At 52.1% G+C, this 11,712-nt stretch carries 11 protein-coding genes and 1 tRNA gene; 3 read left to right on the top strand and 9 right to left on the bottom strand.

Translation table 11 applies throughout. From position 1 onward, the window contains the following. Positions 1 to 2: 2 nt before the first annotated feature. From B7989_RS03640 to B7989_RS03620, 5 genes are all read right to left on the bottom strand, one after another. Positions 3 to 938, bottom strand: a complete 936-nt coding sequence (locus B7989_RS03640) for a magnesium transporter CorA family protein (protein WP_088627228.1) — start codon at positions 936 to 938, stop codon at positions 3 to 5. 90 nt (positions 939 to 1,028) lie between these two features. Beyond that, positions 1,029 to 3,689: a protein translocase subunit SecD gene (secD, locus tag B7989_RS03635; RefSeq protein ID WP_088627227.1), complete on the bottom strand. Its 2,661-nt coding sequence runs from the start codon at positions 3,687 to 3,689 to the stop codon at positions 1,029 to 1,031. A gap of 348 nt (positions 3,690 to 4,037) precedes the next feature. Continuing rightward, a complete protein-coding gene (locus B7989_RS03630; RefSeq protein WP_088627226.1) occupies positions 4,038 to 5,297 on the bottom strand; it encodes a glycoside hydrolase family 13 protein in 1,260 nt (419 codons plus the stop codon). Position 5,298: 1 nt separating this feature from the next. Then, the gene (locus B7989_RS03625; RefSeq protein ID WP_088627225.1) at positions 5,299 to 7,272 is read right to left on the bottom strand and encodes a 4-alpha-glucanotransferase; all 1,974 of its coding nucleotides are present in this window, start codon (positions 7,270 to 7,272) and stop codon (positions 5,299 to 5,301) included. 117 nt (positions 7,273 to 7,389) lie between these two features. Beyond that, complete coding sequence (locus B7989_RS03620; RefSeq protein ID WP_073058164.1) at positions 7,390 to 8,052, bottom strand: DNA alkylation repair protein; 663 nt, start codon at positions 8,050 to 8,052, stop codon at positions 7,390 to 7,392. Positions 8,053 to 8,200: 148 nt separating this feature from the next. Between B7989_RS03620 and B7989_RS03615 the strand changes: the two genes are divergently transcribed. Continuing rightward, positions 8,201 to 8,860, top strand: coding sequence for a hypothetical protein (locus tag B7989_RS03615; RefSeq protein WP_088627224.1), 660 nt, complete (start codon positions 8,201 to 8,203; stop codon positions 8,858 to 8,860). A 239-nt stretch (positions 8,861 to 9,099) separates the two neighbouring features. Here B7989_RS03615 and B7989_RS03610 read toward each other — a convergent pair. Further along, positions 9,100 to 9,172, bottom strand: a tRNA-Cys gene (locus tag B7989_RS03610). A gap of 82 nt (positions 9,173 to 9,254) precedes the next feature. Here B7989_RS03610 and B7989_RS03605 point away from each other — a divergent pair. Both B7989_RS03605 and B7989_RS03600 read left to right on the top strand, forming a co-directional pair. Then, entirely contained in the window at positions 9,255 to 9,767 is a 513-nt protein-coding gene (locus B7989_RS03605) for a lysophospholipid acyltransferase family protein (RefSeq protein ID WP_233144231.1), read from the top strand. A gap of 54 nt (positions 9,768 to 9,821) precedes the next feature. Then, complete coding sequence (locus tag B7989_RS03600) at positions 9,822 to 10,460, top strand: PolC-type DNA polymerase III (protein WP_233144230.1); 639 nt, start codon at positions 9,822 to 9,824, stop codon at positions 10,458 to 10,460. Between the two features lie 155 nt (positions 10,461 to 10,615). Here the strand turns inward: B7989_RS03600 and rplI are convergent, their stop codons facing one another. Genes rplI through rpsF form a run of 3 tightly spaced genes read right to left on the bottom strand, consistent with a single transcriptional unit; the run spans position 10,616 to position 11,705 of the window. Further along, on the bottom strand, positions 10,616 to 11,065 hold the full coding sequence (gene rplI / locus B7989_RS03595; RefSeq protein WP_088627222.1) for a 50S ribosomal protein L9: 450 nt from the start codon (positions 11,063 to 11,065) through the stop codon (positions 10,616 to 10,618). A 17-nt stretch (positions 11,066 to 11,082) separates the two neighbouring features. Further along, positions 11,083 to 11,334, bottom strand: coding sequence for a 30S ribosomal protein S18 (gene rpsR / locus B7989_RS03590; protein WP_072801474.1), 252 nt, complete (start codon positions 11,332 to 11,334; stop codon positions 11,083 to 11,085). Next, a complete protein-coding gene (gene rpsF, locus B7989_RS03585; protein ID WP_088627221.1) occupies positions 11,334 to 11,705 on the bottom strand; it encodes a 30S ribosomal protein S6 in 372 nt (123 codons plus the stop codon). The genes rpsR and rpsF overlap by 1 nt, the downstream gene beginning before the upstream one ends. Positions 11,706 to 11,712 lie beyond the last annotated feature (7 nt).

Raw genomic sequence — 11,712 nt, 5'->3', positions numbered from 1 at the left:
TTTTACTTGCGGCGCATCCAGAAGGCGAGGAACGCAAGCACCGAGAGAATACACACCGCAATAATCAACCAGAAGGCCATGGGCGAACCGACCGTCGCATCGCCATTCATACCGAAGGGCAGCTTCACGTTCATACCGAACAAGCTAGCGAAGAACGTCGGGAGCGAAATAGAAATCGTCACGATGGTCAAATTCTTCATCAGCGTATTCACGTTGTTGCTGATGACGCTTGCGCGGGCATCCATCATGGACGTCAAAATGTTGGCGTAGATTTCAGCTTGCTGCAGGCTCTGACGGTTTTCAATCACGATATCGTCCAGCAGTTCCCGTTCGTTTTCGTTCCAGTTCAGGCTGCGGCCGATCTGCAACTTTTTCAGGAGCGTGTCGTTGCTGTTCAAGGCGCTCACGTAGTAAATCAAGCCCTTGTTCAAGCTGAACATCGAAAGCAGGTACTTGTTTTCCATGGCCGTACGCAGCTTCTGTTCCAACTCGTCGTTAATGCGGTTGATAATCTTCAAGTGTTCGTTAAAGTGGAAAATAGCGTAGCTCAACACGCGAAGCACAAAGGTATTCAAGCTGTCAATCTTCGAGAAGCGCTTTTCATCCATCACCGGAATGTCGGAGTCAGTCAGCAAAAGCACCCAGTCCTTGAAGATGAAGATACCGAAAGATTCCACGCGGAACTGGAAGTTGTCGCTGGCGGAATAGTTCTTCGGCTTCTTAAACACGATGGTCGTAAAGTCGTCGTCGTATTCGATACGGGAAAGTTCGTCCGAGTCGAATGCAGAGGCTATGGTATGTTCAGTAATCTCATACTCTTTAACGAGCACGCTACGTTGCTCTTGGCTCAAGGAACCCATCATCACGATGTCGGCGCTGTCTTCGTTCGGGGCACTAGCGAGGCGACCCGATTCGATCTTGTAGTACTTCTTGAGCATAGGAGCCCCCTTTATCGAACGGGGTCTAATATAGAAAAAACCTCGGCAAAACCGAGGTTTTTTAAAGCTTTTTTTGAGTTTAGCGCTAAATTACACACCCTTCTTGAAGCGCTTGCTCCACCACAGAACGATCGGAGAGCAGATGCACACAGAAGAGTAGGTACCGATAAGGATACCGAAGCACTGGACCAAGCCGAAGTCGCGGATGGAAGAACCACCCATCACAGCGAGGATCACGCACACGAACAAGGTCGTGAGAGAGGTCACCATGGTACGGCTGAAGCACTGGTTCATAGACTTGTTGATGGTTTCGGCAAAGTTGCTGGAACCATACACGGCAGTGTTTTCACGAATACGGTCGAAGTTCACGATGGTGTCGTTCACAGAGTAACCGATCATGGTGAGGAGCGAGGCAATCAAGGCGCCGTCGAAGGAAAGACCGAAGGCAGAGATGAAGCCGAGCGTAATCACGGTATCGTGCACCAGGCCGAGCACGGCAGCGACACCGAAGCCGAGACCGAACTTACCGAAGCGGAACCACACGTAAATCAGAATGCCGAGCCATGCGAGGATCACAGAAAGGATTGCGTTGAAGCGGAGTTCCTTACCGATGGTCGGACCCACATTGTCCTTAGCGACGATTTCGCACTTCTGACCGGCCTTTTCGAAGGCCTGAGCCATCTTGACTTCGAACTGGGCGTCGTCAGAGGCACGCATGCTAATCTGGTAAGAGTTAGCAGAAGTACCACCGAGGGTACGGACCTTCGTGCCAGAGATGCCGGCTGCAGAGAGAGCCTTGCTCAAATCCTTTTCATGTTTGTCGTTATCCTGGTACTGCACGGTATAAACCTGACCACCAGTGAAGTCGATGCTGAAGTCAAAGCCCTTGATGGCGATGAAGGCGATAGAGGCCACAATCAGGATCATGGAAATGAGACCGAAACGACGGCGGTTCGGAATGATCTGGAGGTTAGCTTCATTGATAGCCTTGAAGCCGCCACCGATAGAAAGGGTCGTTGCGTCGCGCTTGGCAAGCTTCCAATCCAAGATGGAGCGGGTCACCGTGATAGCGCAGAACAAGGAGGTCAAGATACCGATCGTAAGAGTAAGACCGAAACCCTTCACAGAACCCGTACCAATCTTATAAAGGATAAGGCCGGTAAGCACGGTGGTCAAGTTGGAGTCCAAGATGGCACCGAAGGCGCGTTCGTAACCCTTGGCCACAGCGGCGCGGGCAGTCAGGCCGTTCTTGAGTTCTTCACGGATACGTTCGTAAATAATCACGTTGGCGTCGAGAGACATACCGACCACGAGGATGAAGCCTGCGATACCCGGCAAGGTCAACGTAGCGTTAAACACAGACATCACGGCGGCGGTCACCAAGGTGTTGATCACCATACCGAAGCTTGCAATCAAACCACCGAGGCGGTAGTAAGCAACCATGAACACCAAGCAGAGGATAAGACCGATAGCACCGGAACCGAAGCCCTGCACAATGTTTTCTTCACCGAGGGTTGCACCCACGCTGCGGCTTTCAATAATCTTCATCGGGGCCTTCAGGGCACCAGCGCGGAGCACCACGGAGAGGCGGTTAGCTTCAGCCATGTCGTCGAGACCCGTAATCTGGGCTTCGCCGTTCGGGATACGGTCGCGGATCACCGGAGCAGAAATCACCTGGTTGTCGAGCACGATAGCCATCTGCTTGCCGATGTTAGCGGCAGTCACGGCAGAGAACTTCTTGGGACCAATGCCACCGAACTTGAGGCTCACAGCCACTTCACCGGCGCTCACACCGTCAGACACGCGGTACGGACGGGCATCAACCACATCGTCACCGGCCATTTCAGCACGGCGCTTGAGGAGGTAAAGGCGCTTGGCCTTGATCTTGGAATCACGCTGCACCGGTTCGAGACCGCTGCCGAAAGCGAAAGCAACATCGCGCGGAATCAGCTTCTGCACGCCTTCGGTGGCGAGGAGCTTCTTGACCTTTTCGACATTTTCTTCGGCGATAAAGCCACCGTTACCAAAGCTCAGGTAGTAAGCGGAAAGGGCAACGCCGACCTCAGATGCCGGTTGAGCCTCGACTGCGGCAGAATCCTTGGCGGAATCGGTAGCAGCGACTTCAGCGGCCGGAGCCTTACCGAGCAATTCGTCATCGGAAAGGGCCTTGGTAGCTTCCTTAGGAAGCGTATCCTTGGCGGAATCAACCTTAGCGACCGTAGAATCCTTGGCGGTAGAATCCGTTGCGGCGGAGTCAGCCACGATGTCGGTCGTCTGACGGGTCAGGTACTGGTCAATCAGGCCAACAACCTGGGTAAACTTTTCAGCTTCGGCCAGGATCTTGAATTCGAGCTTAGCGGTCGAACCCACGAGAGCCTTTGCAGTGGAGTCATCCACGCCTGCCAGTTCAACCACGATTCGGTCGTCGCCGGACGGGGAAATCTGCGGTTCAGAAAGACCGTACTGGTCAACGCGGTTACGGATGATTTCGAGGGACTGTTCCTGAATGTCCTTGATATCGTCGCCCTTGACGTTCGACTTGTCGATTTCGAGCGTAATGGCCGTACCGCCAGCAAGGTCCAAACCGAAGTTGATGGACTTGGAGCCAATCTTCGGATTTTCCTTGAGGAAGGTCTGCTTTTCTTCGCCCTTCTTGGTGTGAACCTGGATAGAAGGCCATACCGTGTAGGCCGACAAAACAATGACGAGGAGAATAATCAGTTCTCGCATGCCGAATTTTTTCTTATTCATTTGTAATCCCTATAAGGCATTATTCACTAAGTTTTGCGCGCAAAGATAGAAAAAGGCGAGCGACGCGGCAAAGCCATTTATGGATTTGACATGGCCGAGCCGCCCTATCTTGTGCGTCAAGGCGCACCAAGATAGAAAAAGTTATGCAATCATGTCTTCCTGGCCTTGAGCCGGAATCTCCTTTTTCAGCCGAAAAGAAGAGTTTTTCTTTAAAAGAACCACACGGATTCGATTTTGCTAACGCAAAATCTGTTTATTTAACACATTAGTGCAATCAGTGTGATAGAAAACCTACACCTTTTAAAAAAGCGTTAGCTTTTTCCAATCCGTGTGGCAACTATAGCGGTTTTATACTATGTTGAATTTAAAATCAGAGCCGTCTTGCAGCACAACGAGCGTCATCGTTTTCTTACCGAGGGTACGCTCGATAGCAAATCCATTGTCGGCGGAGCGGATTTCAAGCGTTCCGTCGCGAAGCACCACATTCTTGTTGCGGAGAGCAATCATCTGCTTGATAAATTCGTACAGCGGCTTGGCCTGCATCTCGGCCAGTTTGCTCCACGGTACGCTACGGCGGTTGTCAGGATCCTTACCGCCCTTCATCGAAAGCTCTTCGCCGTAATAAATGCACGGCGCCCCCGGCAAGAAGAACAGAATCGCATACGCGAGCTTGATCCGTTCAAGGCTTGCGCAGGGCTGCGACATCAAGCGCGTGGTATCATGGCTTCCGAGCAGGTTCATGGGAATGTCGCCACGGCCTTCGGGGAATGCGCGACTCATGCGTTCGCCGAATTCCTTGATCGAAATCGGATTCTCGTCGAACAGGAACTGCATCGCCGCCTTGCGGAACATGTAATTCATCACGCCGTCGAACTGGTCGCCTTTCAGCCAGCGAATCGGGTCGTCCCAGATTTCGCCCACAATGTAGGCATCCGGATTCACCGCCTTCACGCGGCGGCGGAATTCCTGCCAAAAGCTATCGTCGTCAATTTCATTCGGAACATCGAGGCGCCAGCCGTCAATGCCGCGCTTCATCCAGTACTCGCCTACCGAGAAAAGGTATTCGCGCACATCGGGGCAGTCCGTATTGAATTTCGGGAGCGCCGGAAAGTTCCACCAGCATTCGTAATTGGGCTTGTCGGTATAGGCGTTCAGCGGCCAGCCCTTCACATGGAACCAGTCCACATACGGCGAATGCTCGCCCAATTCCATGAGGCTATTGAACTGAAAGAATCCACGGGAGCAATGGTTGAACACGCCATCCAGAATCACGCGCAGCTTTAGCTTGTGCGCCTTCTTGACAAGGCGGTCAAAATCTTCGAGCGTGCCGAGCACCGGGTCAATCTCGAAGTAGTCTACCGTGTGGTAACGATGATTCGAATTGCTCTTGAAAATCGGGCACAGGTAAATTGCGTTGACACCCAGGCCCGCAATGTATTCAAGCTTGTCTTCGATACCCGCCAGGTTTCCGCCAAACATGTTTTCGCGAGTGGGTTTACTCCCCCACTCCACGAACTTGCCTACTGCATGGTAACGCCCCGAACGGCAAAACCGGTCCGGAAAAATTTGATAGAAAATAGCGTCTTTAACCCAAGCAGGAGCGAACATCCTAAATATTCCACATCGGGCGGCGCTTGCGCACATCCACGAGCATGCGGATTTCAGAGGCAAGCGACGAGTAATCCATCAGTTCTTCCACAGAACACGGCATGCGGTAGCACCAGTTCTTGCCACCCACCGTACCCGGCACGTTCACGCGTTCTTCTTCGGGCGCGCACTTGGAAAGGCTTGCCGAAAGGGCGAAGTAGTCTTGCACCGGCAAAATGCAGAATAAGCTGTTCGCCGTAAACACGTGGCTCAAAATCGCACGGGCCACCGACGGCGTCACTTCTTCAGGGGCGTTGCCCGGCAAGTGTGCATGCGACCAGTAAAGGTTGCGGTCAAAGTCGGGTTCTTTCCAAAGTCCACGCAGGCTAGAGGTATCGTGGCAGCTCGTGGCGCACACAGACAGGCGCGGGTATTCGTCCATTTCGTAGTACGGCGAATACGGAGCATTCCAATTACGGGCCCAGCGTTCAATGCGCAGCGACAGGATGTTGAGCTTTTTGAGCACGGCAGGCACGCAAGGCGGCACGGCACCCAAGTCTTCGGCGCAGACCAGCATATCGGTTTCCTGCGAAAGCACTGTCAAAAGCTTGGTGGCATTGGCATCCCACAAACCATTCTGGGAATTCTCGTTTTCCTTGATCAGGTTACGCAGCTTTTCCTGTTCGTAATCCGGCAAGGTAAAGAGCACCGGTGCGTTGTACCAGTACCAATACGGGTAGAAATTGTTTTCGTCGCCCGAGGGCACAAACACGCGGTTCCAGTAAACCTTGAGCAGTTTGTCCTTGACCTCTTGCGGTTCGTTCATGCCAAGGATAGCCTTTTCGGAACTGTATTCCGGCTTGAGGATCAGGCGGTCCGGATGACCTTCGAGCTGGGTAAAGCAAACCGGAGCGAGACGGTCGGCATCGCCACCCAGGAATTCGCGCAACTGATCAAAGCCGTAATTCGGACGGCGCAGGTATTCAAGCGTTTCGCGCATAAAGCCTGCAGCAGCGAGTTTGTCGTATGTGAGCGGCACGCACGGATTAAAGTAACCCAGAATGCCCGTGACTTCTTGCTGCGGAATCGACCAAATGCGGAAGAATCCAAGCACGTGGTCAATGCGGTAAGCGTGGTAGAACTTGCTTGCCTGAGCCAGGCGACGGCGCCACCATACAAAGTTGTCCTTTTCGATCACGTCCCAACGGTATGTCGGGAAGCCCCAGTTCTGGCCGGTGTAGCTGAACATGTCAGGAGGAGCGCCCGCGCGGTCATCCAGCGAGAAGTACTTGCGGTCGGCCCACACATCGGCACTGTCTTCGTTAATCAGAATAGGAATGTCACCCTTGATGCGGACACCCATTTTAGAAACTTCGGCTACGGCAGCGCTGAACTGCTTTTCGGCTTCGAACTGCATCCAGGCCTGGAACAGATTGTCCTTCAGGAATTTTTTCCAGAGGGCCTCGATATCTTTTTCGGTCGGATCGCGGTAATTCTTCCAGTCCTTCCAACTTCTTTCATCGTTCTGGGCCTTGAGGGTGCAGTACACGCAATACGGTTTTGCCCAAGTATTGTCGTCGATCCAGCGCTGCAACACCTTGTCTTTTTTCAGGTCGTCGTAACGGTTGTCAAAAATCTTGCGCAGAATCAAGCGCTTCCAAGTCGAGATATTGTAGTAGTCGATCTTGCCGTACTTTTCAAAATCGGCCTTGCCCGCCTGGATTTCGTCTTCGTATTCCGAAGAACCTTCAACAGACTGCACGTTGATGAACACCGGGTTCAAGGCAAAAGCGCTGCGAGCACTGTAGGGGCTCGACTCGGCACCCGTGTCGTTCACCGGCAAAAGCTGAATAATATTGAAATCACAAAAAGCGGTCCAACGGGCAAACGGAATCAGGTCCAAGAATTCACCGATACCGATGCTCTGCTTGCTGTAAAGGCTAAAGAGGGGAACGGCCACGCCGCTCTGGAAAAATGAAATGTCACCGTAACGCATGGCGTAAATTTAGTTTTTCGACAAAAATCCTCAAACAGGCAACGAAAGAAATTGCATAAAAAAAACCTTCCCGTAAGATTTACAGGAAGGCTGCTTAAAAGTTGTTTCTTTTTTCGTTTAGATCAGGCGGAGGATTTCCTGGGCGGTCTGTTCGGCAAAGGTGTTATCTTGCACGAAACGACGGACCTCGGTCGGGTTGATTCGGGCGTATTCCGAAAGGGCACGACCGATACCGTTCCTGATATAGTAATCGTCGTCCTTGGCGCAAGTCAGGCAGAACTGTCTGAGCAGCGGCCAGTCGGTACGATCCTTGTACTGAATCTGGAAAATGATCGCACTGCGACGCACCCACACGTTCGGGTCGCGGATCCAGGAAGCGATCTTGGAACGGAGCGCCGGGAGGCGGAGTGCCAAGTCACCCAGGACGCAAGCGGCGAGCGTATCGACGGTATCGCGCCAGGCACGGGTCTTGATTAACTTTTTAAGGAAGGCAAGGTGCTGTCCACCGAGCAGAACTCTGTGGCGGAACAGGTAGTCACAAGCCGCATACTGGATTTCACGATACGGCTGCGCCCACATGTCCTCAACCCTAGCCACCAATTCGTCACCATCTTTCGGAGGATACTTGTCGAATATGGGGTAGGTCACCTCACGGCGGGGAACAAGGCGAATTCCAAGGAAATCGAACTGTTCTCGAGCCTTCTTAGACATTTCATGTGCTTCCTCTTCATTAGAGATAGCACGGAGAGCAAGTAATATTTCTTGAGTAAACCGAAGCATGTATAACAAAAATAGTCCAAAAAAAATTTTTTTTCTAGGTCTTGACAAGCATTTTTTTCAATTTTTTTTAAATTTGGGTCGCATTTTTTACAATAAATTGGCTTTTTTCACTCTTGACAAGCCCGCAAAGGGCTAAAAATCGGGTTTTATGGATCAGAATTTGTCTAATATCGCGCTTCAAATCATCGAAGTTCCGCCGGAACTCCGCGGCCTCACTGACGAAGAAATCATCCAGAATTCCGAGAAAAAGAGGGATTTTAGCGGAAAGCGCAAGAACGGGGCTGCCAGACCCTCCAAGAAAGACCGCCTCGCCCAGAAGCAGCAAAAGGAATACCAAGAAGCCCAGAGCATCGCGAACGAGATCTTCGGTTCGATTCCCAAGCAGGGCGACCTGTATTTCAAGCCCAAGGCAGCCATCCCGGGAATTCCCGCGTTCGGCGAACTTTCGGCCGAAAAGCAGAAAATGCTGAACACCGCCTTCACGCAAGAAAGCCCGAGTTTTTCGAGCTACAAGCTTAAAGAGGCGACCTTGAACAGCGCCCCCAAGTCCATGATTTCAGAAGCCCCGAAGCCCGCCTCGGGCCGCGTACTCAAGGCATCGTTCGGGTTCAAGGGCGGCGACAAGCCCAAGGCCGTAATCGTGTCGGCTGCGGACCTCGCCAAGCAAAAGGCCGAAGAACGCGCCAAGAAGATCCAGGACTTCTTTAGGGCCAAGCACCCGGAAGCAACGACCATGCCTGACGGCACTCCCGTAAAGCGCGGCCGTGGAAGACCGAGAAAGAATCCTATAGACCGTTCGGCTCTATAACATTCATTAAACGTGACATCGCCTCACTCTCGCACCGCCCCAGCTTAACGCCTGGGGCTTTGTTGCTCACGGTAAGACCGCTCGGCTCTATCACTTTCATTAAAATGTGACTTTGCCTCACTCTCGCAACCACCCCAGCTTAACGCCTGGGGCTTTGTTGCTCACGAATACCGCTCAATTCTACAGCGATTACAAACAAAATCAAAAAACTCCTTCTCGGGGTGAGAAGGAGTTTTGAGAGGCAACGATCAGACTCGAACTGATGAATAAGGCTTTTGCAGAGCCGCCCCTTACCAACTTGGGTACGTCGCCAAAGTGAAACGCAATATAGGTAAATTTATTCCCTTTTTCAAGGGCAAACCGGGCATTTTTTGCATTTTTTTATCTTTTACGCATGACTAAACCGCCGTTCAAGGTCAGGTTCAAGGCATTTCTTGTAACCCTCTGGATCAAAAGCCTGCGCATCAGGCTCAAAACGCCCGAATCATTCGCACCGGGAATCCTTGGGGTATGGCATCAAGATCTACTCGCGAGTGCCGCCGCCTTTAAAAACTGGGGCGTGCACACGCTCGTTTCGCAGTCGAACGACGGCGACCTTTTCGCGACCATCGTAGAAAATCTCGGTTACAGTGTCACACGCGGGTCGAGCACCCACGGCGCCACCAACGTGCGCCACCTGCTTACACCGCTCCGCGAAGGCCGCTTTGTAGGCATGGCTCTCGACGGCCCTCGCGGACCGGCAGGCGTAGTCAAAAAAGGCTCGCTCTGGCTCTCCAAAACAAGCGGCACTCCCCTATGGCAAATCAGCGCCAGGTACGGCGCGCACATCACGCTAAAAACATGGGATAAATTTGTTCTACCCCTGCCGCTGACACGTATTGACATCGAAATTAAATTATCTTTGTGATTGCAAATATACCAAGGTGATAACTCATTAACTAAGGAATGAATCGTGATTTTAATGCCGCCTAAATTTGTCGCCTTCGACCTTGAAACTACAGGTCTTAACAACCAGAAAGATGAAATCATTGAAATCGGTGCCGTCAAGTTCACCGTAGAAACCAAGAACGGCAAAGTCGTGCCCAAGCTGCTCGGCGAACTCGAAACCTTCGTGAAGCCGAACATGATGATTCCGGCCGAAGCCTCCGCCGTGAACCACATTTACGACAGCGACGTGCAAGACGCCCCCGCCGTCGGCGATGCCATCAAGAAGTTCACGGAATTCTGCGGACAGAGCTCCATTCTCATCGCCCACAACGCAAACTTCGACGCAAGCTTCTTGCGCGTGGCCTATCAGAACAACCCGCAGCTCGTGCCCGGCAACCCGGTCATCGACTCCCTCGCCATTTCCAAGGCGATTCTTCCCGAAGCCAGTTCCCACAAGCTCGGCATCTTGGCCAACATGTTCCAGCGCCGCGACGAAATCAGCATGAAGATCGAATCCGACAAGATGCACCGCGCCGTTTACGACTGCCTGATGCTCATGGAAGTGTTCGTAGCCCTGCTCCGCCGCCGCTTCAAGGAGAAGGATTGGGAAATGGCCAGCATCATGAAGAACATGGAAAAGTACAAGGGCATCCCCCAGTTCATCAACAAGTAATTTTCCACCAGAATTTCAATCGCGTGCGGACATTCATTTGTCCGCATTTTTTGTTATAAACGCAAGACGCCCGACGGCGCTTGATCGGCGCTTGCAAAAAAAAGAACCGCCCCCGAAGGAGCGGCTTTTAAGATTTCTAGTGATTTAGAAAAGACTTATGCCTTCTCTGCAACCACCCAAACCTTGACCTGAGCTTCAACGTCGCTGAAGACCTTGATCGTCACGGTGTAAACACCGAGCTGCTTGATCGGTTCTTCGAGAGCAACCTGAGCACGGGTAACCTTAACGCCCTGCTTGGTGATGGCGTCAGCGATGTCAGAAGCGGTCACAGAACCGTACAGACGTTCGCCTTCCACAACGCGGCGTTCGAGGTTGACAGAAACCTGAGAAAGCTTGGCAGCCACATCGCCAGCGGCAGCGAGTTCCTTCTGGAACTGAGCTTCAACGGCAGCGCGGTTGTTTTCGATTTCAAGCTTGGCTTCCTTAGTAGCGCGAACAGCGAGCTTGCGCGGGAAGAGGTAGTTACGAGCATAGCCGTCCTTAACCTTCACGACGTCAAGCATCTTGCCCAAATGGGGGACATTAGCCTTAAGAATAATTTCCATAGTCTAGTTCCTCCTTATTAGCGCAAGCTGTCCGAAACGAACGGGAGAATAGCCATCTGACGGGCACGCTTGATAGCTTCGTTCAGCATACGCTGATACTTGGCGGAGGTGCCAGAAATGCGGCGAGGAATGATCTTACCACGTTCAGAGATAAAGCGACGAAGAGTCTTTTCGTCCTTATAGTCAATGAACTTGATGTTGTTTTCCGTGAACCAGCAAGTCTTCTTGCGGCGGATACGGGTTGCCTGCTTCTTATCTTCAAAAGCCATTATTCAGCCTCCCCTTCTTCTGCGTCAACCGGGATGATATCTTCGGTGGACTGGGTCTGAGTTTGGTCATAAACAATTTCGCTCATCGGATAATCAGCGAGAGTCATCCAGCGGAGAACGTTTTCGTTCAGCTTAAGAGCGGCTTCCACAGAGGCGACCGTAGCGGCTTCAGCCTTGTAGTAGAAGATCACATAAAAGCCATGCTGGCGCTTCTTGATGGTGTAAGCGAGCTTGCGCTTGCCCCAATCGTCGCGGCGGAGGATTTCGCCGTTGCCTTTGGTGATGTTGGCGGCGATAGTCTCGATTTCGGCCTTGATAGCGTCGTCAGAGATCATAGCGTCGATGATCACCATCGTTTCGTATTGTCTCATATAATGA

The sequence above is a fragment of the Fibrobacter sp. UWB5 genome (assembly GCF_002210295.1).
Classification (GTDB): Bacteria; Fibrobacterota; Fibrobacteria; order Fibrobacterales; family Fibrobacteraceae; genus Fibrobacter.
Note: the sequence above shows the minus strand (reverse complement) of the source record. Positions and strands in the feature narration are given on the sequence as shown.

Coding starts and splice junctions, on each gene's coding strand:
- B7989_RS03630 (WP_088627226.1), bottom strand. CDS start 5,297: ATGTTCGCTCCTGCTTGGGTTAAAGACGCTATTTTCTATCAAATTTTT.
- B7989_RS03625 (WP_088627225.1), bottom strand. CDS start 7,272: ATGCGTTACGGTGACATTTCATTTTTCCAGAGCGGCGTGGCCGTTCCC.
- rplI (WP_088627222.1), bottom strand. CDS start 11,065: ATGGAAATTATTCTTAAGGCTAATGTCCCCCATTTGGGCAAGATGCTT.
- rpsF (WP_088627221.1), bottom strand. CDS start 11,705: ATGAGACAATACGAAACGATGGTGATCATCGACGCTATGATCTCTGAC.
- B7989_RS03640 (WP_088627228.1), bottom strand. CDS start 938: ATGCTCAAGAAGTACTACAAGATCGAATCGGGTCGCCTCGCTAGTGCC.
- B7989_RS03605 (WP_233144231.1), top strand. CDS start 9,255: ATGACTAAACCGCCGTTCAAGGTCAGGTTCAAGGCATTTCTTGTAACC.
- B7989_RS03600 (WP_233144230.1), top strand. CDS start 9,822: ATGCCGCCTAAATTTGTCGCCTTCGACCTTGAAACTACAGGTCTTAAC.
- rpsR (WP_072801474.1), bottom strand. CDS start 11,334: ATGGCTTTTGAAGATAAGAAGCAGGCAACCCGTATCCGCCGCAAGAAG.
- B7989_RS03620 (WP_073058164.1), bottom strand. CDS start 8,052: ATGCTTCGGTTTACTCAAGAAATATTACTTGCTCTCCGTGCTATCTCT.
- B7989_RS03615 (WP_088627224.1), top strand. CDS start 8,201: ATGGATCAGAATTTGTCTAATATCGCGCTTCAAATCATCGAAGTTCCG.
- secD (WP_088627227.1), bottom strand. CDS start 3,689: ATGAATAAGAAAAAATTCGGCATGCGAGAACTGATTATTCTCCTCGTC.